Annotated in this window: 22 protein-coding genes; 12 read left to right on the top strand and 10 right to left on the bottom strand. The window is 64.7% G+C overall.

Going from position 1 to position 24156, the window contains the following annotated elements:
* Window positions 1-100: 100 nt before the first annotated feature.
* The 4 genes from BMI85_RS08465 (at window position 101) to fba (ending at window position 3412) form a co-directional block, all read left to right on the top strand.
* Window positions 101-886 (top strand): triose-phosphate isomerase, encoded by a 786-nt coding sequence (locus BMI85_RS08465; protein ID WP_078600717.1) that lies wholly within the window; start codon window positions 101-103, stop codon window positions 884-886.
* Entirely contained in the window at window positions 883-1347 is a 465-nt protein-coding gene (locus tag BMI85_RS08460) for an RpiB/LacA/LacB family sugar-phosphate isomerase (RefSeq protein ID WP_075777653.1), read from the top strand. The genes BMI85_RS08465 and BMI85_RS08460 overlap by 4 nt, the downstream gene beginning before the upstream one ends.
* A 61-nt stretch (window positions 1348-1408) precedes the next feature.
* Window positions 1409-2377 carry a class 1 fructose-bisphosphatase gene (locus tag BMI85_RS08455; protein WP_078600715.1) on the top strand — a complete coding sequence of 323 codons (969 nt, stop codon included), beginning with the start codon at window positions 1409-1411 and terminating at the stop codon, window positions 2375-2377.
* A 3-nt stretch (window positions 2378-2380) separates the two neighbouring features.
* Window positions 2381-3412, top strand: coding sequence for a class II fructose-bisphosphate aldolase (fba, locus tag BMI85_RS08450; RefSeq protein ID WP_078521238.1), 1032 nt, complete (start codon window positions 2381-2383; stop codon window positions 3410-3412).
* 161 nt (window positions 3413-3573) lie between these two features.
* Here fba and BMI85_RS08445 read toward each other — a convergent pair whose 3' ends face one another.
* From BMI85_RS08445 to BMI85_RS08430, 4 genes are all read right to left on the bottom strand, one after another.
* Entirely contained in the window at window positions 3574-4524 is a 951-nt protein-coding gene (locus BMI85_RS08445; protein WP_078571281.1) for a D-ribose ABC transporter substrate-binding protein, read from the bottom strand.
* A 92-nt stretch (window positions 4525-4616) separates the two neighbouring features.
* A complete protein-coding gene (locus BMI85_RS08440; RefSeq protein ID WP_078521234.1) occupies window positions 4617-5651 on the bottom strand; it encodes an ABC transporter permease in 1035 nt (344 codons plus the stop codon).
* Between the two features lie 11 nt (window positions 5652-5662).
* Window positions 5663-7213 carry a sugar ABC transporter ATP-binding protein gene (locus tag BMI85_RS08435; RefSeq protein ID WP_078571283.1) on the bottom strand — a complete coding sequence of 517 codons (1551 nt, stop codon included), beginning with the start codon at window positions 7211-7213 and terminating at the stop codon, window positions 5663-5665.
* Window positions 7210-7851 carry a DUF2291 domain-containing protein gene (locus BMI85_RS08430; protein ID WP_078549250.1) on the bottom strand — a complete coding sequence of 214 codons (642 nt, stop codon included), beginning with the start codon at window positions 7849-7851 and terminating at the stop codon, window positions 7210-7212. The genes BMI85_RS08435 and BMI85_RS08430 overlap by 4 nt, the downstream gene beginning before the upstream one ends.
* A 529-nt stretch (window positions 7852-8380) precedes the next feature.
* Here BMI85_RS08430 and BMI85_RS08425 point away from each other — a divergent pair.
* From BMI85_RS08425 to BMI85_RS08400, 6 genes are all read left to right on the top strand, one after another.
* Window positions 8381-9982, top strand: a complete 1602-nt coding sequence (locus tag BMI85_RS08425) for an FGGY-family carbohydrate kinase (protein ID WP_078600713.1) — start codon at window positions 8381-8383, stop codon at window positions 9980-9982.
* Window position 9983: 1 nt separating this feature from the next.
* Window positions 9984-11492: a glycerol-3-phosphate dehydrogenase gene (locus BMI85_RS08420; protein WP_078600711.1), complete on the top strand. Its 1509-nt coding sequence runs from the start codon at window positions 9984-9986 to the stop codon at window positions 11490-11492.
* Window positions 11492-12424, top strand: a complete 933-nt coding sequence (locus BMI85_RS08415) for a TIM barrel protein (protein ID WP_078600709.1) — start codon at window positions 11492-11494, stop codon at window positions 12422-12424. Before BMI85_RS08420 ends, BMI85_RS08415 begins: the two co-directional genes overlap by 1 nt.
* A gap of 95 nt (window positions 12425-12519) precedes the next feature.
* Window positions 12520-13455 carry a sugar-binding transcriptional regulator gene (locus BMI85_RS08410; RefSeq protein WP_078521221.1) on the top strand — a complete coding sequence of 312 codons (936 nt, stop codon included), beginning with the start codon at window positions 12520-12522 and terminating at the stop codon, window positions 13453-13455.
* A gap of 22 nt (window positions 13456-13477) precedes the next feature.
* Complete coding sequence (locus BMI85_RS08405; RefSeq protein WP_078600707.1) at window positions 13478-14245, top strand: DeoR/GlpR family DNA-binding transcription regulator; 768 nt, start codon at window positions 13478-13480, stop codon at window positions 14243-14245.
* 143 nt (window positions 14246-14388) lie between these two features.
* Window positions 14389-15447, top strand: coding sequence for a LysR family transcriptional regulator (locus tag BMI85_RS08400; RefSeq protein ID WP_246832519.1), 1059 nt, complete (start codon window positions 14389-14391; stop codon window positions 15445-15447).
* A gap of 56 nt (window positions 15448-15503) precedes the next feature.
* Here BMI85_RS08400 and BMI85_RS08395 read toward each other — a convergent pair whose 3' ends face one another.
* The 6 genes from BMI85_RS08395 to BMI85_RS08370 form a co-directional block, all read right to left on the bottom strand.
* Window positions 15504-16760 carry a TRAP transporter large permease gene (locus tag BMI85_RS08395; protein WP_078600705.1) on the bottom strand — a complete coding sequence of 419 codons (1257 nt, stop codon included), beginning with the start codon at window positions 16758-16760 and terminating at the stop codon, window positions 15504-15506.
* Window positions 16761-16771: 11 nt separating this feature from the next.
* Window positions 16772-17296 carry a TRAP transporter small permease subunit gene (locus BMI85_RS08390; protein ID WP_232621666.1) on the bottom strand — a complete coding sequence of 175 codons (525 nt, stop codon included), beginning with the start codon at window positions 17294-17296 and terminating at the stop codon, window positions 16772-16774.
* A gap of 50 nt (window positions 17297-17346) precedes the next feature.
* Window positions 17347-18321, bottom strand: a complete 975-nt coding sequence (locus tag BMI85_RS08385; protein WP_078571293.1) for a TRAP transporter substrate-binding protein — start codon at window positions 18319-18321, stop codon at window positions 17347-17349.
* Window positions 18322-18464: 143 nt separating this feature from the next.
* Window positions 18465-19220, bottom strand: a complete 756-nt coding sequence (locus BMI85_RS08380; protein ID WP_078600703.1) for a glucose 1-dehydrogenase — start codon at window positions 19218-19220, stop codon at window positions 18465-18467.
* 33 nt (window positions 19221-19253) lie between these two features.
* Window positions 19254-20282: a transketolase family protein gene (locus tag BMI85_RS08375; protein WP_078600701.1), complete on the bottom strand. Its 1029-nt coding sequence runs from the start codon at window positions 20280-20282 to the stop codon at window positions 19254-19256.
* The gene (locus BMI85_RS08370; RefSeq protein ID WP_078600699.1) at window positions 20279-21130 is read right to left on the bottom strand and encodes a transketolase; all 852 of its coding nucleotides are present in this window, start codon (window positions 21128-21130) and stop codon (window positions 20279-20281) included. The genes BMI85_RS08375 and BMI85_RS08370 overlap by 4 nt, the downstream gene beginning before the upstream one ends.
* 227 nt (window positions 21131-21357) lie before the next feature.
* Here BMI85_RS08370 and BMI85_RS08365 point away from each other — a divergent pair, with 227 nt between their 5' ends.
* Window positions 21358-22176, top strand: coding sequence for a TIM barrel protein (locus tag BMI85_RS08365; protein WP_078521205.1), 819 nt, complete (start codon window positions 21358-21360; stop codon window positions 22174-22176).
* Between the two features lies 1 nt (window position 22177).
* Complete coding sequence (gene dhaL / locus BMI85_RS08360; protein ID WP_078600697.1) at window positions 22178-23920, top strand: dihydroxyacetone kinase subunit DhaL; 1743 nt, start codon at window positions 22178-22180, stop codon at window positions 23918-23920.
* Window positions 23921-24156: the final 236 nt, after the last annotated feature.

Raw genomic sequence — 24156 nt, 5'->3', positions numbered from 1 at the left:
CACAGGTTCTAACAATTAAAAATCACAAAGTAACAAAAATAATGTTGAAACTAACGTGGCGCATGTTATTTAACCTCAACACGACGGAGGAGCGTTCGACATGCCCGAGGTTTGGATCGGCACCAGCTGGAAGATGAACAAAACCCTGTCCGAGGCGCTGGCCTGGGCGGATGGCCTCGCGGCTGCGACCTTGTCGCCGCGTATCCAGAGCTTCGTCATTCCGCCCTTCACCGCGACCCGGCAGGTCAAGGCCGCGCTGGCTGACACGCCCGCGCTGGTCGGTGCGCAGAACATGCATTGGGCCGATGCCGGCGCCTGGACGGGTGAAGTGTCCGCGCCGATGCTGGTCGATTGCGGTCTCGACATTGTGGAGCTCGGCCATTCCGAACGCCGCGCTCATTTCGGCGAGACTGACGAGACGGTCGGCCTCAAGACGGAGGCTGCGGTGCGCCATGGGTTGATCCCGCTCATCTGTATCGGCGAGACGCTCGAGGATCGCGAAGAGGAGCGGGCCGCGGAAGTGCTGGCCACGCAGGTGCGCGGCGCGCTCTCGAAGCTGTCGGACGAACAGAAACAGGCCGAGATCTGGCTCGCCTACGAGCCGGTCTGGGCGATCGGCGAAAACGGTATCCCCGCCACGGCCGATTACGCCGATGCGCGCCAGGCCGAGATCATCGCGGTCGCACAAGAGGTAACGGGCCGCCGCGTGCCCTGCCTCTACGGCGGCTCGGTCAATCCCGACAACTGCGCAGAGCTGATCGCCTGCCCGCATATCGACGGGCTGTTCATCGGTCGCTCCGCTTGGAACGTGGCCGGATATCTCGACATTCTCGCGCGCTGCAACGCCGCGCTGGACGCACAAGTCAAAACGGAGGAACTGTCATGAAAATCGCAGTGGCCGGCGACAGCGCCGGCGAACCGCTCGCCAAGATCCTGGCCGAATATCTTAGCCAGAACCCGGATTACGAGGTGACCGAAGCTTCGCGCACCGAGGCCGGGCCGGACGATTTCTACGCCAATCTCGCGGATCGCGTCGCATCGGGCGTCAAGGACGGAACCTACGACCGTGCGATCCTGTGCTGTGGCACCGGGATCGGGGTCTGCCTCTCGGCCAACAAGGTGCCGGGCATCCGCGCCGCGCAAACCCACGACACCTATTCGGCGGGCAAAGCGGCGACCTCGAACAACGCGCATATCATCACGATGGGCGCGCGGGTCGTGGGCGCGGAGCTCGCGAAAGACATCGCCGATGCCTTCCTGTCCTCGTCCTTCGACCCCGAGGGGAAATCGGCGGGCAACGTTCAGGCCATTGACGCGGTCGACGCCAAGTATCACACGACGGCCTGAGCGAACTCCCGAGGGTCGGGCGGTTCGCCGCCCGGTCCCAACTCACTGACGGAATTCCCACATGCTGACCTTGCCGAACGACCGTCCCTCGCAGGCGGCGTACCTGCGTGACTGCCTGCCTGCGGGCGGGCTTGGAGAGATTATCGCCGCGCTGGCGGATGCCTTGCCCCCGATCGAGCAACGGCTCGCGGCGGGTCGGTTGCCCGGCGATCCGGCCGCGCCCTGCGGTCAGAACGAGAGCGGCGATGTGCAGAAGGCGCTCGATGTCGGCGCGCATGACCACATCCTTGCGGCGCTCGTGGGGCTGGGCGTGCGGCACATGCTGTCGGAAGAGGCCGAAGAGGTCGAGCTGCTCGACCCGGAGGGCCAATTCGATCTCGCGATTGATCCGATCGACGGGTCGGGCTCCATCGGTATCGGCGCGCCGCTCGGGATGCTGTTTGCGATCTATCCGACCGGCCCCGCCGATTTCCGGCGTCCGGGCTCGGAGGCGATCGCAGCAGGCTACGCCTCCTTCGGGCATTCGCTGGATTTCGGGTTCACGGTCGGGCAGGGGGTGCAGATCGCGACCTATGATGGCAGCGATTTCCGCATGACGGCGCAGGATGTCCGGCTGTCGGCCAAAGCGTCGACCATCGCTTATAACGCCTCGAACGAGCGCCATTGGAGCCCGGGGCTGCAACGCTGGGCCGCCGAGTTGCGCGCCGGTGCGGATGGTCCGCGCGGGCGTGATTTCAACATGCGCTGGCTGGCGGCGGCGGTTGGTGAACTGCACCGTATCCTGCTGAAAGGTGGCGCGTTCCTTTATCCGGCGGACCGGCGCGAAGGCTATCGCGAAGGGCGGCTGCGGCTGGCCTATGAGGCGGTGCCGATCGCCTGCCTGATCGAAGCGGCGGGCGGGCGCGCCACCGATGGCACCAAGCGTATCCTCGATCTCGTGCCGGAGGCGCCGCACCAGAACGTGCCGCTCGTGTTCGGCGCATCGGAAGAGGTCGACATCATCAAGACATATCTTTCGGAGGAGACCTGACCTATGGCCCGCATCACCTTGCGCCAGTTGCTCGATCACGCGGCGGAGAACGGCTATGCCGTGCCCGCGTTCAATATCTCGAACATGGAGATGGGTCTCGCGATCATGACCGCCGCGCGCGAGGCCGATGCGCCGGTGATCCTTGCCGCCTCGCGGGGCGCGCGGGCCTATGCGGGGGACCGCCTGCTGGCGCGGCTGATCGATGGGCTGGTCGAGACCTTCCCCGAAGTGCCGGTCTGCATGCATCTCGATCACGGTAGCGATCTGGCTACCTGCGCCACCGCGATCCAGCATGGCTTCACCTCGGTGATGATGGACGGCTCGCTGCTGGCCGATGGCAAGACACCCGCCGATTACGCCTATAACCGCGATATCACCGCGCGCGTGGTCGAGATGGCGCATGCCTGCGGTGTCTCGGTTGAAGGCGAACTGGGCGTGCTCGGCTCGCTCGAGACCGGCATGGGCGATCAGGAAGACGGCCACGGTGCGACCGAGAAGCTCTCGGAAGAGCAGCTGCTGACCGACCCCGAAGAAGCCGAACGCTTCGTGCGTGAAACCGGCGTCGATGCGTTGGCTGTGGCGATGGGCACCAGCCACGGCGCCTACAAGTTCACCCGCCAGCCCGATGGCGATATCCTCGCGATGAATGTCATCGAAGAGATCAACCGTCGCCTGCCCAATACGCATCTGGTCATGCATGGCTCGTCCTCCGTCCCCGAGGATCTGCGGCAGATGATCAACAGCTATGGCGGCGATATGCGCCCGACCTGGGGCGTGCCGGTCGAGGAGATCCAGCGCGGCATCCGCTCGGGCGTGCGCAAGGTGAATATCGACACCGACAACCGCATGGCGATGACGGCAGGCGTGCGCAAAGTCCTGTCCGAGACCCCCGGTGAATTCGATCCGCGGAAATATCTGACTGAAGGCAAGGCGCTGATGCAGCAGCTCTGCAAGGCCCGGTTCGAAGCGTTTGGCACCGCCGGTCACGCCTCGCGCATCACGCCGCTGCCGCTGGAGGCGATGGCCGCGCGCTAAGCGTGTCCCGTCTGCAGAACACAGAAAAAGGGCGCCCGCGCGGGCGCCCTTTCTTCGTTGCGAGGTCGCGTTCTACGTGACGCCCCCGAAATCCCCACGCGCCTGTCAAAACGAAAAAGGGGGCCGCGCGGCCCCCTTTCCCAGTGTCCCGTTGCGCCGGATCAGGAGGATTGATCCAGGGTGAACGGGCCGGTGTAGGCGTCGACATTGCTCGAGTCGATCAGCATGCAGTCGAAGAGTTGCTTCTCTTCCGAGACTTCCAGCTCGCCGGTCTGGATGAAGTGATCGGCCTGACGCACGGCTTGCTCGGCGAAGATCGCGACCGGCTGCAGCACGGTGTAGGTCATCTCGCCTGCCTTGACCGCGTCGACCGCATCGGGCGAGCCGTCGAAGCCGCCGACGACCATGCCGTCGAGCTTGCCTGCCTCCTTGAGCGCGGCGATCGCACCGAGGGCCATTTCGTCGTTGCCCGAGATCACGCCGGTGATGTCCGGGTTGGCCTGCAGCATCGACTGCATTTTGGAATAGCCCTGCGTGCGGTCCCAGTTGGCGACTTCCTGCGCCTTCTTGTCGAGGTCGGGATACTGGCTCAGCACCGTCTCGAAACCGTTCGAGCGGGTCTGCGCGTTGTTATCCGACGGGGCGCCGAACAGCTCGACATAGGAGCCTTTCTCGCCCATCGCCTCGACCCATTTCATCGCGCCGAGCGCCGCACCTTGCGCGTTGTTCGACACCAGCTGTGCCTTGGCGAGACCCGACTGGTTGATCTCGGCGTTGACGATGAAGACCGGGATACCGGCTTCGACCGCTTTCTTCACGGCGCCGACCGAACCGTCCGCGTTCGCCGGGTCGAGGATGATCGCCTTGGCCTTGTTGGTGATCGCGGTGTCGACGAGGTTGCTCTCGGTGTTGGTGTCACCCTTGTGAGCGGAGACGTTGGCGTCATAGCCAAGCTCTTCGGCGGTCGCCTTGGCGACCTCGCCCTCGGTGTACCAGTAGGGGTTCGAGGGATCGTTGACGATGATCGAGATCAGACCGTCAGCCATCGCGGCCTGTGCCATCAACGGCATCATTGCGACGGTCGCGAGAATGGTGCGCCTGGTGAATTTCATGTTGGGTTTCCTCCCGTTGGGTTGTTGTAGATGCCGGATAGGTCCGGCGGGTATTCGGGCGCGGAACCTCCCTGTCCCGCGTCCTCGAAGTCTCAGCGCCGCGCGCGGCCGTATTGCAGGCTGTTGAGCAGCACGGCGAGCACGATCACGGCGCCGGTGAAGACGGTCTGCCAGTAGGCAGAGACGCCGATGATGACGAGCCCGTCGCTCAGGAAGCCGATGACGAAGGCGCCCAGCATCGTGCCGCGCACGTTGCCGCGCCCGCCGGTCAGGGCGGCCCCGCCGATGACGACGGCCGCGATGGCGGTCAGTTCGTAGGTGGTGCCTGCGGTGGGGCCTGCCGAGGTCAGCTGCGACGACAGCACGAGGCCCGCGATGGCGGCACAGATGCCCGAGAGCACGTAGACCGAGATTTTCACGCTGCGGGTCGGCACGCCGGAGAGTTCCGCTGCGCGCTCGTTGCCGCCCGAGGCGTAGAGCCAGCGGCCGAAGGCGGTGCGCGCCAGCACGAGGCCTACCGTCAGCGCGACCAGCGCCAGCACGATCACCCCGATCGGCACCCCCGCGATGCGGTTGAACCCGAGCCAGTCGAAGCCGGTATTGCCCAGAGCTTCCGCGCCGCCAAGGTTGTTGTAGGTCAGACCGTTGGTCATAAGCAGTGCGACACCGCGCGCCACATAGAGCATCCCCAGCGTCGCCACGAAGGCGGGCACGTTGAAGAACGCGATCAGCACGCCATTGATCAGCCCCACGAAGGCGCCCAGACAAATCGTCAGCACCACCACGGCCCAGACTGGCGGGTAAAGCACGACACCGGCGGCCGGTATCTCGACGCCTTGCATGAGGTAGCCCGCGACGACCCCGGCCAGACCCAGTGTCGAGCCCACGGACAGGTCGATGCCGCCGTTCAGGATCACCAGCAGCATACCGATTGCCAGCAGCCCGAAGATCGCGACATGCGACGACATGATCAGGAAGTTGCCGATGCTAAAATATACCGGCGACAGGATCGAGAAGACGGCGATGATCGCGACGAGGGCGAAGAATGCGCGGCCCTCCAGAAGGATCTTGCCGATGTTCAGGCCCATGCCGCCCGATCCGGGCTTGGAATTCGTAACGTCCGCCATGTTGGCCTCCCTTAGTGGTGCACGGCTTCGCCAGAGGCGGCCATGATCTGTTCTTTGGTTGCGGTGTGATCGAACTCGGCCGCGATCCGGCCCCTGTTCATCACGATGATACGGTGGGCGATGCTCAGGCATTCGCCGACTTCCGAGGTCGAATAGAGTACGGCCAGCCCACGCTCCTGCGCGGTGCGCGCGAGCAGCTTGAAGACCTCGGCCTTCGCGCCGATGTCGATGCCGCGCGACGGCTCGTCGAGCAGGATCACCTCGGGCCGGGTGGCGAGCATCTTGCCGATGACCACCTTTTGCTGGTTGCCGCCCGAGAGCGAACCGATCATCGCGCCGCCGCCATCAGTCTTGACGGTCACTTCGCGGATCGAGTCGTCGATCACCTTGCGCTCGTCCTTGCGGCTGGTGAACAGGCCGCGCGTGAAGGCGCCGATCGAGGACAGCGACAGGTTCTGACCGACGGTCATGGTCTGCACCAGCCCGTCGCGTTGACGGTCCTCGGGGACGAGCACCAGCCCGGCCTCAATGCGTTCGGCGATCGACATATGCGAGATGTCGCGCCCGTGCAGTTTCACCGCCCCGCTTTTCGCGCGCAAACGCCCGGCGGCGCATTCCATCATTTCGGTGCGCCCGGCGCCCATCAGACCGTAGATGCAGACGATCTCGCCTGCGCGCACGCTCAGGCTCATGTGATCGACCACCAGCCCGTGACCCGATGGGTCGGGGACGCAGAGGTCTTCGACGATCAGCGAGGGTTCACCCATCTTGCTGTCGGGAGGCGTGCCGAGGTCGAACCCTTCGCCGACCATGTTGCGCACGATCCATTCGAGGTCGATCTCGTTGCGTGGCGCGTAGGCGGTCATTTCGCCATCGCGCAGCACCACCGCGTGATCGGTCACTTCCAGCGCCTCTTCGAGGTGGTGCGAGATATAGACGATGCTGACGCCCTTCGCGGTGAGGTCGTTGATCACCTTGAACAGCACTTCCACTTCCGAGGCCGACAGCGCCGAGGTCGGCTCGTCCATGATCAGGATGCGGCTTTTGGCCTGAAGGGCGCGCGCGATCTCGACGATCTGCTGCTGCCCGAGACGCAATTCCTCCACCGGGGTGAGGGGGTCGATCTCTTCTTCCAGCTCTTCCATCAGCGCGCGGGTGACCCGCTCTTCCTCGGCGAAATCGACGCCGCGGCGGGTGCGGATTTCGCGCCCCATGAAGATGTTGTCGCGCACGTTCAGGTTCGGCGCGAGCGCGAGTTCCTGGTGGATGATCGAGATGCCCTGCGCCAGCGCGTCATTCGCGCCGTTGAAGGTCACCGGTTCGCCGTCGAGCAGAATCTGCCCCGAGGTTGGCGTCACGATGCCGGCAAGGATCTTCATCAGCGTCGATTTTCCCGCGCCGTTCTCGCCGAACAGCGTCGTCACCTGACCGCGATGGATGTCGAAATTCACGCCCTTGAGCGCTTTCACCGCACCGTAATGCTTGGCGACGTGGCGGGCCGACATGACGACCTCGCCGGTCCCTCGCGGCGCCTCGGGGCGGATGCTTTGCTGCACGGTCATTGGACTTTCACCTCGACCGGCGTGATCAGCCACATCTTCGGATTGATCAGCTTGAAGGCGCCGGTGACGGTCACCGTCTTGCCGGTCAGGTTGGAGGTGTCGATCCCGTCGAGCACCTCGGCCTTCATCGCGCGGTTAATGCCCGCGCCCGCATCCTGGTATTCGATCTGGTTCTTGAAGGCGCCGAAGGAGATGTCGCCGGGGGCGTCGCGCAGGTCGGTGCCGTTGATCGCGGGGCCGGTCTGGACGCGGATGCGCACATTGTCGAGCCCATCGACATTGATATCGTAAATGCCCGATTTGCCTTCGCCGACGGTGCCGGTCACGCGCACGGGCAGCACAGGCATCGCGCCGCCGGTGCCGTATTTCTTGGCGGCTGCGGATTTGTCCTCGGCCAGTGCGGCGGCGAGCGTCTTGGCGTCGACGGCGCGCTTGCTCACATCGTCGCGGATGCGGGGGAATTCCTTGGCGCCATAGGCATCGGGGGAGAACCCGTCGACGCGGGTGTCCTGTTCGGAGCCGATGGTGACGACGGTGGTGTCGAGCCCGATCGCGACGAGGGTGCACAGCGCCACGGCGCCGACAATGACGCCCCGCCGGCCGATACGCGGTTTCATGGAAATATCGGTGGCATTCATGGCCTGTCGCTCCTCCCCTCGGGCCCCGGCGGGGCCTGTTGATCCTATGTCGGGAGATGTTGACCCGGGCGCCAAACGACACCGGCTCGCTCGATCCCGGCGCGCTTGAGATCAGCACCTGTCGCGCACCGCGCGGGCGGCGGCGTCAGGGTGCGTGTCGCGGCTGAGATCTCGCGCGGCCTATCCAAGGTGCAGGCCGCCATCCTCCCGTTTCGCAAGACGAATCGTGCCGATGCCCATTCCGCCTGCCACTTGCCGAATCCACTGAATTTGCCAGCCTTTTCCTCCGTTTGGCGGGCAGTGGCGTTCGGTTCGTGCTGATCACCATACCTGAAAAAAATTACAAAGAAAGAAAAAAAATACACTCGACATGTGGTCGGGCTTGGGTATGCTTGATGCGTCTCGAGGGCAGATTTGTTCCCGAGAAGACCGCATTGGCTGGAGGGGCCGCGGTCGCAAATCAAGGGAGGAGGTCGCATGGCTCAAGCGCCTTGCGTGGCTCGCCATCTGCGTCCCGAAACGGTGCAGCATGGCTGATCGCGACATTATTATCGGCATCGATGCGGGAACCTCCGTCATCAAGGCCGTGGCCTTCGATCTGTCAGGGCGGCAGATCGCGGCGGCGGCTGTGCCGAACCGCTACGACAGTGGCCCGAACGGGGCCGCAACTCAGAACATGGACCGGACATGGGCCGACTGCGCAAGCGCGCTGCGCAGCCTTGGCGAGCGTGTCGAAGGGCTCGCCCGCCGGACCGCTGCGCTTGCCGTGACCGCGCAGGGCGACGGTACGTGGCTCGTAGGGCAGGGCGATCGCCCGGTCGGTGATGCCTGGCTCTGGCTCGATGCGCGCGCGGCGGAAACCACCCGCAGGCTGGCCGGGCATGGCCGGGACGCGGCCCGCTTCCGCGCCACTGGCACCGCGCTCAATACCTGTCAGCAGGGTGCGCAGATGGCGCATATGGATCGCCATTGCCCCGAGCTTCTGGATCGCGCCGAGGTGGCGCTGCATTGTAAGGACTGGCTCTATCTGAACCTCACGGGCGTCCGCGCGACCGATCCCTCCGAGGCGAGCTTCACCTTCGGTGATTTCCGCACCCGTAGTTATTCCGACCTCGTGATCGAGGCGCTGGAGCTGCGCGGCCGCAGCCATCTTTTGCCGCCGATCCTCGATGGTAGCCGCGATACCCATCCGCTGAGCAACGCGGCCGCCGAGGCGACGGGCCTGCTGGCTGGCACGCCGGTCAGCCTTGGCTACGTGGATATGGTGATGACCGCGCTCGGTGCGGGCGTGCATACCGGCACGCCGGGGGCGGCGTGCTCCACCATCGGCTCGACCGGGGTGCATATGCGCGCGGTGCGCGACGAGGACGTCACGCTCAACGGGCGCTCGGGCTATGTGATCTGCCTTCCCTCAGAGGGCATGGTCACGCAGGTGCAGACCAATATGGCCGCCACGCTGAACATCGACTGGGCGCTGCGCGTCGCGGCCGATCTTATGAGCGAGACCGGCCATCCGCATGACTACGCCGATCTGGTGGCGCGGATCGATGGCTGGCTGGCCCGGTCCGAACCGGGCGCGCTGCTCTATCAACCCTATGTCTCCGAGGCGGGCGAGCGCGGGCCGATGGTCAACGCGAATGCCCGCGCCGGGTTTATCGGCCTCTCCGCAGGCCACCGGTTCCCGGACATGATCCGCGCCGTGGTCGAAAGCCTCGGCATGGCCGCGCGCGATTGCTACGGCGCGATGGGAGAGTTGCCGCGCGAGTTGCGACTGACCGGCGGTGCCGCGCGCTCCGGCGCGTTGCGTGGAATCCTTGCCGCGTCCGTCGGCGCCCCCGTGCGGGTGTCGGCGCGCGAGGAGGCCGGCGCTGCTGGCTGCGCCATGATGGCCGCCGTCGCGATCGGCGCCTATCCGGACATGGAAAGCTGCGTTGCCGAATGGGTCACGCCGCTTCTGGGCGAGGCCGAGGCCCCCGACCCGGCGCTTCAGACCACCTATGCAGACCTTTACCCCGCCTATGCCGAGGCCCGCGAGGCGCTCGAACCGGTCTGGGACCGGCTCGCAGAGCATCGCGACCGGCGGACCACCCCCGAAATCGATGCGCCGCGCACTGCGCAAGGAGGATCGTGACATGAGCACGCAGGAACTGGATCTTTTCGTTATCGGAGGCGGCATCAACGGCGCGGGCATCGCGCGCGACGCGGCGGGCCGTGGCCTCAAGGTGGCGCTGTGCGAAAAGGACGACCTTGCCGAGGGCACGTCGTCGCGCTCGGGCAAGCTGGTGCATGGCGGGCTGCGCTATCTCGAATATTACGAGTTCCGGCTGGTGCGCGAGGCGCTGATCGAACGCGAAGTGCTGATGAATGCCGCGCCGCATATCATCTGGCCGCTGCGCTTCGTGCTGCCGCATTCGCCGCAGGATCGCCCGGCTTGGCTCGTGCGGCTGGGGCTGTTCCTCTACGACCATCTCGGCGGGCGCAAGAAGCTCCCGGGGACGCGCACGCTCGACCTGCTTCGCGATCCCGAGGGCGCGCCGCTCCTCGACAAATATACGCGCGGTTTCGAATATTCCGATTGCTGGGTCGACGATGCCCGTCTGGTGACGCTCAACGCGCTCGACGCGGCGCAGCGCGGGGCCATCGTCATGACCCGCTCGCCCGCGATCAGCGCGCGGCGCGAGGACGGAAAATGGCGGGTGGTGACGCAGAACACCCTGACCGGAGAAAAGCGCGAATTCCTCGCCAAATGTCTGGTGAATGCCGCCGGGCCCTGGGTGACCGACGTGCTGACCCGGGTCGCCGGGGCCAATTCGACGCGCAATGTCCGGCTGGTCAAAGGCAGCCATATCATCGTGCCGAAATTCTGGGAGGGGCCGCATAGCTACCTCGTGCAGAACACCGACAAGCGGGTGATCTTCATCAACGCCTATGAGGGCGACAAGGCGCTGATCGGGACGACCGATATCGCCTATGAAGGCCGGGCCGAGGATGTCTCGATCGACGACGGCGAGATCACCTATCTGCTCGACTGCGTGAACCGCTACTTCAAGGAGAAGCTGCGGCGCGAGGATATCCTCGAGACCTTCTCAGGCGTGCGACCGCTCTTCGACGACGGCAAGGGCAACCCCTCTGCGGTGACCCGCGATTATGTCTTCGATCTCGACGAGACCGGGGGCGCGCCGCTCCTGAACATCTTCGGCGGCAAGATCACCACTTTCCGCGAGCTGGCCGAACGGGGCATGCACGAGATTCGCCATGTCTTCCCGAAGATGGGCGGCGACTGGACCGAAGAGGCGGCGCTGCCGGGCGGCGACATGCCGGGGGCGGATTACGATGCGTTCCGCGAGACGCTGAAGGCCGAATATCCGTGGATGTCCCGGGACTTGCGCGAATATTACGGGCGCCGCTACGGGACCCTCACGCACCGGATCGTGGGCACGGCCAATGACCCCAAGGGGCTCGGGCGTCATTTCGGCGGGCATCTTTATGAGGCCGAGGTGACGTGGCTGGTCGAGAACGAATGGGCGGCCACGGCGGAGGATATCCTCTGGCGGCGCACCAAGCACCGGCTGACCATGTCCGAGGCCGAGATCGCGGCCTTCACCGAATGGTTCGACACGGCGCATGCGGTGGCCGCCTGATGGGACTGACGCTGTCTTTGAACACGAATCCGCTGGTGAACCGCTTTGCCGATCCGGACGACCTGATCGATTGCGTCGCCCGCGATTTGCGGATCCGCGACCTGCAGCTGACGCATGAGTTCATCAACCCGTCCTGGCCCGCGCCGGTGATCCGACGTCTGACGCGGCAGATGGCGGCGGCGCTGTCGCGCACCGGGGTGCGAGTGACCTCAGGGATGACGGGGCCTTACGGGCGGCTGAATCATTTCGGCCATCCCGACCGAGACGTGCGGCGCTATTATGTCGACTGGTTCAAGACCTTCGCGGACATCACCGCGGATCTCGGCGGCACGTCTGTGGGCACGCAGTTCGCCATTCTGACCTATCGCGAGCAGGACGACCCGGCCAAGCGCGAAGAGATGATCCGGATCGCCATCGACTGCTGGGCCGAAGTGGCCGAGCACGGCAAAGCCGCCGGGCTGGACTATGTCTTCTGGGAGCCGATGAGCGTGGCGCGCGAATTCGGCGAAACCATCTCCGAATGCATGGCGCTGCAGGACCGGCTGACCGCGGCGAATATGGCGATCCCGATGTGGATGATGGCCGATATCGACCATGGCGACGTGACCTCCGAGAACCCGGACGACTTCGACCCTTACGCCTGGGCGCGGGCCGTGCCGAAGGTTTCTCCGATCATCCACATCAAGCAAAGCCTGATGGACAAGGGCGGGCATCGGCCCTTCACGGCGGAGTTCAACGCGCGCGGCCGCATCCAGCCCGAGCCGCTGCTCAAGGCCTTTGCCGAGGGTGGCGCGGCGGACAATGAAATCTGCCTCGAGCTGTCCTTCAAGGAGCGCGAGCCCAACGACCGCGAGGTGATCCCGCAGATCGCCGAGAGCGTGGCGTTCTGGGCGCCGCATATCGACACCGGAGCCTCTGACCTCAAGGTCTGAGGTCCGGGCAACGCGGCGGGGCTTCCCTAGGTCTCGCCTGCGCCTTATCAATAACGCCGCGCAACGATCTTGCGCGGCCCGAGCCGAAGGACAGCATGAACGACACCGATGAAACACTCGCCATCCGCGCAGCGTGGATGCACTACGTGGGCGGGCTCACGCAGGCCAAGGTCGCCAAGCGGCTGGGGCTGCCGTCGGTCAAGGCCCACCGGCTGATCGCCAAGGCGGTGGCCGACGGTAGGGTGAAAGTGTCGATCGAGGGCGATATCGTCGAATGCGTCGAGCTGGAGACGCGGCTGTTCGAGACCTACGACCTCAAGCTTTGCGAAGTCGCGCCGGATATCGGCGAAGAGGGCTTGCCGCTGCGCGCATTGGCACTGGCGGGCGCGGCCTATCTCAAGCGTCAGTTCGAAGCGGGAGAGCATTCGATCATCGGGTTGGGACATGGCCGTACCTTGGCCGAAGTGACCCGGCAACTGCCGCGTACCGATGCCAAGGGGCTGCATTTCGTCTCGCTGCTGGGCGGGCTGACCCGCAATTTCGCGGCCAACCCGCATGACGTGATGCATCGCATCGCGGAGAAGACCGGCGCGCGCGCCTATGTCATGCCGGTGCCGTTCTTCGCCAATACGGTCGAGGACCGCGAGGTGCTGCTATCGCAGCGCGGCGTCGACGAGGTCTTCCGCATGGCGCAATCCGCGACGCTCAAGATCGTCGGTATCGGCACTGCCACGGCGGATGCGCAGCTGGTTTCCTCGGGGATGATCGAACCGGGAGAGATCGAGGCGATTGCAGCGGCGGGCGCGCAGGGCGAGATGCTTGGCGATTTCTTCGACGCCTCCGGAAATGTTGTAGAAACCACGCTTTCCGCCCGAACGCTCGCAGTGGGCTACGATCCCGAGCGCGAAGAGGATATCGTCGCCATCGCGGGCGGGCCGGACAAGGTCGAGGCGATCCGGGCGGTTCTGCGGTCTGGCAGGGTGGCCGGGCTGATCACCGACGAGCGGACCGCACGCGCGCTACTGAGCTGACGGCACGCAAAGGACGACCCTGATGAAACGAGACGACCGGAGGCAGAGCATCCTCGACGCACTGGTACGCGACGGGGCGGTGCAACTCGACGAGTTGGCCGAACGGTTCGGTGTCTCGAAGATGACGATCCACCGCGATCTCGACGATCTCGAAACGGAAGGGCTGCTGCGGAAGATCCGGGGCGGCGCCACGATCGAGCCCGGCTCGCAATTCGAGAGCGATTTCCGGTTCCGTCAGTTGCAGGGTCATGACCTCAAGGAACGAATGGCCCGCGCCGCGCTCGAATGGGTGGAGCCGGGAATGACCGTTATGGTCAACGATGGCTCGACCGCGTCCGTGTTGGGCAGCCTGTTGCCGGAGAAGCGTCCGCTGACGGTGATCACCAACAACGACGCGGTGATGGAGGCGCTGAAAGCCGAGCCGGGGATGACCGTCATCGCGCTGGGCGGGCGCTATTCGGCGAAATACAACGCTTGGATCGGGCGGGTCACGGAAGGCGCGCTCGCGACGCTGCGCGCCGATCTGGCCTTCATCTCGACGCCGGCGGCGGGGGACGGGCGCGCCTATCACATGGACGACGACATCACGCGCGCGAAGCGGGGCATGATGGACGCCGCGGCGCAATCCGTGCTGCTGATCAACCATCTGCGTTTCGACCGGACTGCGCTGCACGTCCTGGCTGACTTCTCGGAATTCGCGGCGGTCATCACCGATGCAGAGCCGTCTGAGGCAGCTCGGGCGCAGATCGAAGCCACGGGGGCCGCGCTCAAAGTCGCGAAAAGCGGGTAGGGCGTCTCTGTTTCCGCCCATTGTCACGACGGCTGGCCGATTGCGCCATCGAGAAAGCGCAGTGAATTGAAGCAGCGCTTCACAGGGTTTGCATCTGCCATTAAAGTTCATGGAAAGACTTGCCGCGATGCCGGGCAGCATCCGTGACGGCTTCCGCCACGCGATTTGCGCGCGATCGTATCCGGCACGGTGGTATTTCCAAGGCGCAGGACATGCTCAAAGACATCAACCTCAACGCGATGAACCACTTCGAGGCCGTCGCTCGGCTCGGCGGCATATCGAAGGCGGCCGAGGAGCTGGGCGTGTCGCCTTCCGCCGTCAGCCAGCAGATCCGGCAGTTCGAGCAGCAAATGGGTGTGCGTCTGTTCAAACGTGAGAAACGGCGACTGTCACTGACACTGGATGGCGAGCGGCTGTTCCAGACGACGACGCAGGCATTCCGGATGATGCGCGACGTGCGCTCCGCGATCCAGCGACAGCGCGAGACGCGCCATTTCATCCTGCGGGTGTCGCCCTCTTTCGCGGTGCGCTGGCTCTCTCCGCGGCTCAAGTCGTTTCTCGAGCTTGCGCCGAACTGGGACATGCGGATCGACGCCGCGCCCGACTTCTCCGACTTCGAGACGGAGGTCGTCGATCTGGACCTGCGCTACGGCGAAGGCGGCTGGACCGGCCTGCATCAAGAACCGGTGGTCCATGACCTCGTGCTGCCGATGTGCTCGCCCGGCTATCTGGAAGAGTTGCGCGCGCTGTCCGACGATCCGATAGGACAGTTGCGACAGGCGCGGCTGATCGACTCGGTGAAGACGCATTACCGGTGGGATTTCTGGCTGGCGCGGCATGGCATCATGGGAGAGCGGATGATCTATCCGATGCGGTTCGACCGCTCTTCGATGGCGATTCAGCTGGCGACCGACGGGGCAGGGGTCGTTCTGGAAAGCACGACGCTCGCCCTGAACGAGCTGGAGCGCGGCGCGCTTGTCCCGCTGTCGACCGCGTTTGAAGCGATCCGTTTCCCTGCCTACTGGCTCGTCTCTCCGGCGCGCCATACCAGCCGCCGGATCGTGCGAATCTTCTCGGACTGGATGCGAGAGGAGGGCGCCGCCCATGATGCGCGCGCCTCGGCGCTGATCACTGGCTTTGGCTGTCGCATCCGGGAGCAGCGCGGGCGACAGCTACCGGGTGAGGAATACCTGCCCGAATGAGACGCGCGCGCCTTGTTGCCAAGGCGCGCGCGCTGGATGTGGATGCCGGATGCGGGTCAGTAGATGGTCAGCGCCGGCACGTAGGAGATCAGCGCCAGCACGAGGATCGCCACGAGGTAGAAGGGCGCCAGCGCGCGCACCACCTCCATCACGCCAACCCGTGCGATCGCGGCTGAGATGAACAGCGTGGTTCCCACCGGTGGCGTATAGAGACCGATCGACAGGTTCACGACCATCATCAGGCCAAGCTGCACCGGATCGAGACCGATCGTATGCCCGATCGTCACGAAGAGCGGGCCAAGCAGCAGCACCGCTGCGGGCAGATCGAGGAACGCGCCCACGATCAACATCACCACGTTCAGCGCGAGGATCACCAGCCAGCGCTCCTGAATGGTCGCAGCCACCCATGCGGCGAGCTCTTGCGGTACGCGCTCGGCGGTCAGGAGCCACTGGATCGTGGAGGACGCCATGATGATGAACATGACCGCGCCGGTCATCATCGCCGTGTCGACCACCGCCTCCCACAGGGATTTGGGATTGAGGTCACGATAGATGACACCGCTGACCAGAAGGGCATAGGCGACCGCCATGACGCTGACCTCGGTGGGGGTCGCCACGCCGAAGCGGAGGGTGCCGATCACGAAGACGGGCATCAGCAGGGCCGGGATCGCGCTGAAGATCTGGCTGCGGAAGGCGGCGAAGCCTCCTTCCAGCGGCGAGCGCGGCAGATTGCGGCGGCGCGCCACGATCGCGACGGCAATGAACATGCCGACACCCAGCATCACCCCGGGCATGATGCCCGCGACGAAGAGGTTGATGATCGAGGTTCCCGAGACCAGCCCGTACAGAATGAGCGGGATAGACGGCGGGATCAGGACCGAGACGGTCGACGAGGCAGAGTTGATCGCCCCCGAGAAACCGCCCGGATAGCCTTCGGCTTTCTGCACCGGGATCAGCGCGTTACCCATCGCCGTCGCATCGGCCACAGCCGAGCCCGAGACACCGCCGAACATCACCGATCCAAGGATCGAGACCTGTCCCAGGCCGCCCTTGAAGTTCCCCACGACGAGGCGGGCGATATTCACCAGATAGGTGCCGAACCGCCCCGCCATCATCAGGTTGCCCGCGAGGATGAAGAACGGCACCGCCAGCATCGGAAAGCTTTGGGTGGGCGTGTAGAGACGCTGCACGATCACCGCCAGCGGCTTGTGGTCGAGCCACAGCGCGGCGGCGACGCCGCCCAGCATCGCATGTGCCACCGGTACGGCAAGCGCGAGCAGCACGAAGAAGACGAAGATCATGACACCGGCCATTGCGGGTCTCCTCAGCTCAAGCTTGCATGGGCGGGATCGTCATCCATCACGGACTTGCCCCCCAGCAGCAACACGATGTCGAGCGCGGCGATGATGGCCATCGCTCCGAATGAATAGACCATGCTGGAATAGCCCCAGATCGCCTTGACCCCGAGGGTCGACAGCGTCTGGAAGGTCGAGGCGCGCAGGATCGGCTGGCTTGACCAGAGGACCGAGATCGAGATCACGATGATCGCGGCTTCGACAAACAGCATGAAGGCGCGCCGAACCCGGGCTCCGGCCAACTCCGGCAACAAAGTGATCGCGATGTTGCGCGAGCGCGCGGTGGCGATGACGATGCCGCCCGCGACCAGCCACGGCAGCAGGATTGCATGGATTTCATAGGCCCACGGGATGCCCTTGCCGGCCCCGTAGCGCAGGATCACGTTTGTCAGGAGCGCCACGAACAGCACCGAAAGCGTGCCCGCAGCGATCAGCTTTCCCGACCATTCCAGCAGGTCGATCACGCCTTGCGCGAGGCGCAGGAAGGGGCGCATACGCCCCCTCCCTTCGCCTGATCCCGCGGCGTCGCTGCGGTCAGAGTCGATCATTCCAGCCCCGCAGCCTTTTTGAGTTCGGCGACCGTATCGGGGTAGTCCTTGGCGTATTTGTCATAGACCGACTTGGTTGCCTCGATATAGGCCGCGCGGTCCGCCTCAGCGAACTTGGCGCCGTCTGCCTCCATCTTCGGCATCAGCTCCTTGTCTGCCTTGAGCGACATGTCGCGCTCCATCGCGCCCGCTTCCGAGGTCGCCTTGAGCGCGCAATCCTGCGTCGCCTTATCAAGGCCTTCCCACCACGACAGGCTGGCTACGACCGGGGTGCTTTCATACTTGTGCCCGGTCATCGTGATGTAGGGCGTGATCTCCTGCAGCTTGGCCGAGTTGATGTTGGTCAGCGGGTTTTCCTGACCGTCGAACACGCCCGATTGCAGCGCCGAGGGCAGTTCGGACCACGCCAGCGGCGCGGGCGATGCGCCGAGCGCGTCGAAGATGTCGATCGTCATCTGATCCGGCGGGGTGCGGATCTTCAGGCCTTTGAGGTCGGCAGGCTCTTTGACGAACTTGTTGACCGTGGTGATGTTGCGAATGCCGTTATCCCAGAAGCCAAGGATCTTGAGCCCGGCTTTCTGTGCGTCCGCGTCGAGCGAGTCGCCCACCGGCCCGTCGAGCACTTTCCATGCCGTCGGCAGATCCTTGAACAGGAAGGGCAGGCCCAGCAGGCCGATCTGCGGCACGATCTGCGCCATCGGACCCTGGCTGTTGGCCGTGACCTGAATCACGCCCGCCGCGGTCGAGGTCAGCATCTCAGAGTCGTCGCCCATCGTGGCCGAGGCCGCGACGTTCACCGTATCCTTGCCGTCGGTGCATTGGGTGAAGATTTCAGCCCATTTTTCCGCCGCGATGTAGCGCGGGTTTCCAGGGTTCGCGCCATGCGCGAAGATCACTTCGTCAGCCTGCGCCGTAGAGGCCCCTGCAAGGGCCGTCGCGCCGAGAAGTGCGATGGTCAACATAGATTTCATTGGTCTCTCTCCCGATTGGTTCGGACGGTCTCCTCACCGTCCCGCCGGATTGGCTCCGGCTTCATCCGGCCCACCTCACTGCGGGCCGGAGATTAGTTGCCTTGCGGTCAGGCACAACCGCGAACAGGCGTTATTCGGTCGGCCTAGTGAATGAGCGAGCCGCCATTCACGTCGACTTCGGTGCCGGTGCAGTAGGCCGAAAGGTCAGAGGCAAGGAACAGCGCGCAGCCAGCAACATCCTCGGCCGTGCCCGCGCGTCCCATCGGAATTCCGGCGAGGACTTGCGTGCGCATCTCTTCGGTCAGCTTGCCCGCGGTGATGTCGGTGGCGATGAAGCCCGGGCACAGCGCGTTCACGCGCACGCCGTCGGGGGCAAGCTCGCGCGCCGAGGCCTTGGTCAGCCCCAGCACGCCCGCCTTCGCGGCCGAATAGTGCGGGCCACCGAAGATGCCACCGCCGCGCTGCGCGGAAACCGAGGACAGGTTCACGATCGAACCGCTCTTGCGCTCGCGGAAATGCGGCGTCAGCGCCTGCGTCATGTAGAGCGTGCCACGCAGGCTCACATCGGTCACCGCGTCGTAATTCTCCGGCATGATGTCCATGAGCTTGAGCGGCTGGGTGATGCCCGCGTTGTTCACGAGGATATCCACCGCGCCCCATTTCGCGATCAACTCGTCCGCGGCGGCCTGACAGGCAGCCTTGTCGACGACGTTGCAGGCAAGCCCGACATGCCCCTCGCCGGGCAGATCGGCGGCAGCGGCAGCGGCCTGATCCGCGTCGAGGTCGAGGATCGCCACGGTCGCGCCATGCTGCGCGAAAAGCGTCGCCGTCGCCTTGCCGAGACCGCGAGGGCTGGCCGCCCCGGTCACGATGGCAAATTTACCGTCCAGAAGTCCCATTGTGTTCCTTTCTTCGTGTCGTTGGCGCGGCGCTCAAAGCCAGCCGCGGATCTGTTGGGCGACCTTCGCGGTGCTCAGGCCATAGAGGTCATGAAGCGTGGGCAGCGCGCCCGCTTCGAGAAATTCATCGGGCAGCGCGATCTGGCGGAAAGACGGCGTCACCCCTGCGCGCAGGAGCGAGCGGGCAACCGCTTCGCCCAGCCCGCCGACTTCGGAGTGGTTCTCGGCGGTGACGAGAAGTCGGCCCTTGCCTGCCTCCGCGACGATCGTCTCGGTATCGAGTGGCTTGATCGTCGGACAGTGCAGAACCGCGACGTCGATCCCGTCCTTGGCCAGCAACTCCGCCGCGTCGAGCGCGCGCATGGTCATGATCCCCGAGGAGACCACCAGAACGTCGCGCCCCTCGCGGATCATCTGCGCGCGGCCCAGCTCGAACTGGTAGTCGGGCCGGTAGCGGGTGATCACCTCCGGCACCTTGCCCCGCAGAAGCCGGGCATAGACCGGCCCATCATGGGCGATCATCGCAGGCACCATCTGCGCGACATCGGTCGCGTCACAGGGATCGAGAATGGTCAGGTTCGGCAGCCCGCGGAAGATCGCGAGATCCTCGGTCGCCTGATGGCTCGGGCCGTAGCCCGTGGTCAGGCCCGGCAAGCCGCAGACGATCTTGACCGGCAGGTTCTCCTCCGCGATCGCCATGCAGATGAAGTCATAGGCCCGACGCGAGGCGAAGACCGAGTAGGTCGTCGCGAAAGGAATGAAGCCCTCATGCGCCATCCCTGCCGCTGCCGACATCAGAAGCTGCTCGGCCATGCCCATCTGGTAGAAACGGTCGGGATAGGCCTGCGCGAAGACATGCAGATCGGTATATTTCGCGAGATCCGCAGTCAGGCCAACGATGCGGGCGTCATCCTTCGCGGCCTCGACCAGCGCATGCCCGAAGGGGGCGGCGACGGTGTCATAGCCTTCCGCCGCCAGCGAAGCGATCATCGCGCTTGTCGCGACCTTCGTCTCGGGCACGCGGCGGGGTTCGTATTTGCGGGCGCGGGCTGCGGCGGTCATGCGGGCACCTCTGCGTCTAGAATATCCAGTGCGCGCGTCCACTCATCGGGCTCGACGCGGACGAAATGGGTGATCTCGCGCTCTTCGAGAAAGGGCACGCCCTTGCACATCTTGGTATTGCAGATGATCACGCGGGGCTTTTGCTCGGGGCAGGTGCGGGCAGCGTCAAAGGCCGCGACCAGCGCATCGAGGTCATTGCCGTCGACCTCTTGCGCGTGCCAGCCAAAGGCCTCCCATTTCGGTGCCTCGGCCCCGACGGCGAGCGCGTCACGGGTCGGGCCATCGGCCTGCTGATTGTTGAAATCGACGATGCAGATCAGGTTGCTCAGACGGTGCTGGGTGGCCGACATCACGGCCTCCCAGGTCGAGCCTTCGCCCAGTTCGCCGTCGGACATCAGGTTGTAGACGAACTGATCGCCGCACTTCGCCTTCAGCCCGAGCGCCATGCCGACCGCGATGCCCAGCCCATGCCCGAGGCTGCCGCCGGTAATCTCCATCCCCGGCGTGTAAGAGGCCATGCCCGACATCGGCATCCGCGAGTCGTCCATCCCATAGGTGCCGATCTCGTCCTCGGGCAGGATGCCCGCCTCGATCAACGCGGCATAAAGCGCGATCGCATAGTGGCCGATCGACAGCAGGAAGCGGTCGCGACCTTCCCATTCGGGATCGTCGGCGCGCAGATTCAATGCGTGGAAATAAGAGGTTGCCAGAACGTCCGCCACACCAAGCGCCTGGCCGACATAGCCCTGTCCCTGGACTTCGCCCATCTGGAGCGCTTTGCGACGGATGCCCCAGGCGCGGCGCGCCAACGAGACGTTCGACCGCGGATTTGCGGTAAGTTCTGGCATGGTTCCTCCCCTGCGGCGATCCTCCATCAGCCGCATCCTGCCCAGAACACTGCCGCGAGGAGCGCTCCAAAAAAAGAAAGGAAACTTAAACTCGTTGTTAGTATTTCTTCACAACTTCCCGGCTGGTTTTGATGTCCGAGCGGTGATTTCCCCGCTACTCCTGTTGGGGAAGCTCTGCGCGCCACACTGAGGAGGTCGTGTGCAGAGCATGACTACGGGAGGACATCATGAAACTGGGTTTGGGCAGTTACGCCTATCGCTGGTCCATCGGGATCAAGGATCAGATCCCCTCTAAGCCACTGACGGCATTCGACCTTCTGGATCGTGCGGAAGCGCTCGGACTTGAGGTCGTGCAATATGCGGACAACATGCCGCTGGATCGTTACACTGCGGACGATCATCACAAGCTCTATGAGATCGCCCAACAAAAGGGCCTTCAACTCGAGCTGGGAACGCAATGTTTCGATGCCGATGAAGTCGACCGCTATATCGAGATCGGCCAGCGCCTTCATTCGAAGATCATGCGTGTCGCGCTCGATGCCGAAGACAGCCACATGCCGGTGGCCGAGCTGGCCGAGCAGTTGCGCCCGCGGGTCGATCGTGCGCGTGCCGCAGGCATGAAAATCGCGATCGAGAACCACTTCAACTATCCCAGCCCGCGTATGGTCGAGCTGCTGGAAGCGGTCGGCGACGATCACCTCGGGGTCTGTCTCGACGTGGCTAATTCGATCTGTGCAAACGAGTGGCCCGAAGAGACGATCAGCCTCTTGGCGCCGTGGACGATCAACCTGCACCTGAAGGATTACGAGATCACGCCCGACCCCTATGGCGTCGGCTTCCGCATTCATGGCGTGCCCTTGGGCACGGGCCGCGCGCCGATCGCGTGGACCCTCGACCAGCTGGCGCATTGCCCCGCCGACATGAGCGTGATCCTCGAACATTGGCTGATGCTGGAGAGCGACGGCCTGGAAGCGGCGATCGCCAAGGAACAGCCGTGGATCGAGCAGACGACCGCAGCCGCGAAAACTTTTACCGAGGGGCGCTGAGATGACCGACGATATTCGCACCAAGAAACTGATGAACGCGCCCGAGGACATTATCCCCGAGGCGATCGAAGGAATGCTTTCCGCCCATCCCGACCTGCTAAGTGTCGAGGGCGCCACGCGCCGCGCGATTGTGGCCAAGGACGGCCCGCGCGACGGCAAGGTCGGGATCATCATCGGTGGCGGCTCCGGGCACGAACCGGCCTTCGCGGGCTATGTCGGACGCGGCCTGGCGGATGCGGCGGCGGTCGGCAACGTGTTTGCCTCGCCCTCGCCCGAGCACATCATGGATGCCGCGCGCGCGGTGGAGGGGGGCGCGGGGGTGATGTTCCTCTATGGGAATTACACCGGCGACGTCATGAATTTCGACATGGCCGCCGAGGAATGCGAGGGGATGGGTATTCCCGCCCGCTCGGTTCAGGTCACCGATGACGTGGCCTCGGCGCCCAAGGGCCGGGAGAAAGAAAGACGCGGCATCGCCGGGGATTTCTTCGTCTTCAAGATCGCGGGCGCTGCCGCCGAGGCCGGTCGCGATCTCGAAGCCTGCTATGCCGCAGCACAGCACGCCAATGACAATTGCCGCTCGATGGGCGTCGCGCTGAGCGCGTGCTCCTTGCCCCAGACCGGCAAGCTCAATTTCGACCTTGGCCCGCGCGAGATGGAAATCGGCATGGGTATTCATGGTGAACCGGGCATGCGTCGCGGTCACTTGGAAAGCGCCGATGCGGTCAGCGACGAGCTGATGCAGGCTATCCTGAACGACATGGAACTGGCAAAGGGCGACGAGGTCGCGGTGCTGGTCAACGGGCTGGGCGCAACCGGGCCGCTGGAGCTTTACATCCTGCACCGCCGGATCGCGCAGATTCTTGGCGAGCGCGACGTGAAAATTCACCACAGCTGGGTCGGGGAATACTGCACCTCTCTGGAAATGGCCGGGGCTTCGATCACGCTGCTCAAGCTGGACGACGACCTCAAGACGCTGCTCGATATGCCGTGCCGGACACCTGCGCTCACGGTCGCCGGAAGCCTTGAGCCGGTGGGTAAGCGCACCCGCCGCACTCATGCCGCCGCCTCCAGCACGAGCGGGATCGAGCGGTCTGACCTTGCTATCGACGGCCCCGTCACGCCTGTGCGTTTCCGCCAGATGATGTTGGCGATTGCAGATGCGATCCACGCGAACCGCGACTGGCTGTCGGAGCTCGACGGAGTCATCGGGGATGGCGATCACGGCGTCACTATGGACATCGGCTGGACCGCGGTGCGCAAGGAATTGAAAGACCCGACGGATGAGACCGTGTCCGAGACCTGCGCGCGCATGGCCAAGGCGTTTCTCGACGCGGTCGGGGCGTCTTCCGGACCGCTTTATGCGACGGCTTTCCGTAAGGCGGGCGAGGCTGTGTCCGATCGGCTCAACCTCGATGCCGGTGCGATGGTCGCGTGGATCGAAGGGATCTGCGCAGGCATCCAGTCGCGCGGCGGTGCACAGGTCGGCGATAAGACGATGATCGACGCATGGGTTCCGGCGGTGGCGAAAGCGCGCGAGACCCTGCAATCGGGCGGTGACGTGATCGCCTGCCTCGACGCGGCTTGCGCCGGTGCAAAAAACGGTCGCGACTACACCGCTGAAATCGAAAGCCGCCGGGGCCGGTCGGCCAAACTGGGAGAACGCTCTGTCGGGCACATGGACCCGGGCGCGGCCTCGGCCCATGTCATGCTGGTCGCGATGACCGAGGCCTTGCGCGATTGATCATGACCCGGGGCGCTCTCAAGGGCGCCCCGCCCGTCATTGCGTTGAATGTCCGAAATCCTCGATTTCGGGTAGTCCCGTTTGCGAGGGTCACATCACCACCCCGACGATTTCGTGGGCGAGGTTGTCCCAACCGGCGGCGCGGAGCGCGCTTTCCCGTAAAGACCGTCTGTGATCATGGCGAAGCCATCCGCTATGATCGCGGCGTTTTTCGCCTCATTCCAGTCCGCTGCTGC

Source organism: Thioclava sp. DLFJ4-1 (genome assembly GCF_002020145.1).
GTDB lineage: Bacteria > Pseudomonadota > Alphaproteobacteria > Rhodobacterales > Rhodobacteraceae > Thioclava > Thioclava sediminum.
Note: the sequence above shows the minus strand (reverse complement) of the source record. Positions and strands in the feature narration are given on the sequence as shown.

Excerpts from the sequence above, each read along its gene's own strand:
- BMI85_RS08435 (WP_078571283.1), bottom strand. The coding sequence starts at position 7,213 with ATGACCGTGCAGCAAAGCATCCGCCCCGAGGCGCCGCGAGGGACCGGC.
- BMI85_RS08370 (WP_078600699.1), bottom strand. The coding sequence starts at position 21,130 with ATGCCAGAACTTACCGCAAATCCGCGGTCGAACGTCTCGTTGGCGCGC.
- BMI85_RS08365 (WP_078521205.1), top strand. The coding sequence starts at position 21,358 with ATGAAACTGGGTTTGGGCAGTTACGCCTATCGCTGGTCCATCGGGATC.
- fba (WP_078521238.1), top strand. The coding sequence starts at position 2,381 with ATGGCCCGCATCACCTTGCGCCAGTTGCTCGATCACGCGGCGGAGAAC.
- BMI85_RS08385 (WP_078571293.1), bottom strand. The coding sequence starts at position 18,321 with ATGAAATCTATGTTGACCATCGCACTTCTCGGCGCGACGGCCCTTGCA.
- BMI85_RS08375 (WP_078600701.1), bottom strand. The coding sequence starts at position 20,282 with ATGACCGCCGCAGCCCGCGCCCGCAAATACGAACCCCGCCGCGTGCCC.
- BMI85_RS08430 (WP_078549250.1), bottom strand. The coding sequence starts at position 7,851 with ATGAATGCCACCGATATTTCCATGAAACCGCGTATCGGCCGGCGGGGC.
- dhaL (WP_078600697.1), top strand. The coding sequence starts at position 22,178 with ATGACCGACGATATTCGCACCAAGAAACTGATGAACGCGCCCGAGGAC.
- BMI85_RS08390 (WP_232621666.1), bottom strand. The coding sequence starts at position 17,296 with ATGCGCCCCTTCCTGCGCCTCGCGCAAGGCGTGATCGACCTGCTGGAA.
- BMI85_RS08445 (WP_078571281.1), bottom strand. The coding sequence starts at position 4,524 with ATGAAATTCACCAGGCGCACCATTCTCGCGACCGTCGCAATGATGCCG.
- BMI85_RS08420 (WP_078600711.1), top strand. The coding sequence starts at position 9,984 with ATGAGCACGCAGGAACTGGATCTTTTCGTTATCGGAGGCGGCATCAAC.
- BMI85_RS08460 (WP_075777653.1), top strand. The coding sequence starts at position 883 with ATGAAAATCGCAGTGGCCGGCGACAGCGCCGGCGAACCGCTCGCCAAG.
- BMI85_RS08380 (WP_078600703.1), bottom strand. The coding sequence starts at position 19,220 with ATGGGACTTCTGGACGGTAAATTTGCCATCGTGACCGGGGCGGCCAGC.
- BMI85_RS08410 (WP_078521221.1), top strand. The coding sequence starts at position 12,520 with ATGAACGACACCGATGAAACACTCGCCATCCGCGCAGCGTGGATGCAC.
- BMI85_RS08440 (WP_078521234.1), bottom strand. The coding sequence starts at position 5,651 with ATGGCGGACGTTACGAATTCCAAGCCCGGATCGGGCGGCATGGGCCTG.
- BMI85_RS08415 (WP_078600709.1), top strand. The coding sequence starts at position 11,492 with ATGGGACTGACGCTGTCTTTGAACACGAATCCGCTGGTGAACCGCTTT.
- BMI85_RS08395 (WP_078600705.1), bottom strand. The coding sequence starts at position 16,760 with ATGGCCGGTGTCATGATCTTCGTCTTCTTCGTGCTGCTCGCGCTTGCC.
- BMI85_RS08465 (WP_078600717.1), top strand. The coding sequence starts at position 101 with ATGCCCGAGGTTTGGATCGGCACCAGCTGGAAGATGAACAAAACCCTG.
- BMI85_RS08425 (WP_078600713.1), top strand. The coding sequence starts at position 8,381 with ATGGCTGATCGCGACATTATTATCGGCATCGATGCGGGAACCTCCGTC.
- BMI85_RS08455 (WP_078600715.1), top strand. The coding sequence starts at position 1,409 with ATGCTGACCTTGCCGAACGACCGTCCCTCGCAGGCGGCGTACCTGCGT.
- BMI85_RS08405 (WP_078600707.1), top strand. The coding sequence starts at position 13,478 with ATGAAACGAGACGACCGGAGGCAGAGCATCCTCGACGCACTGGTACGC.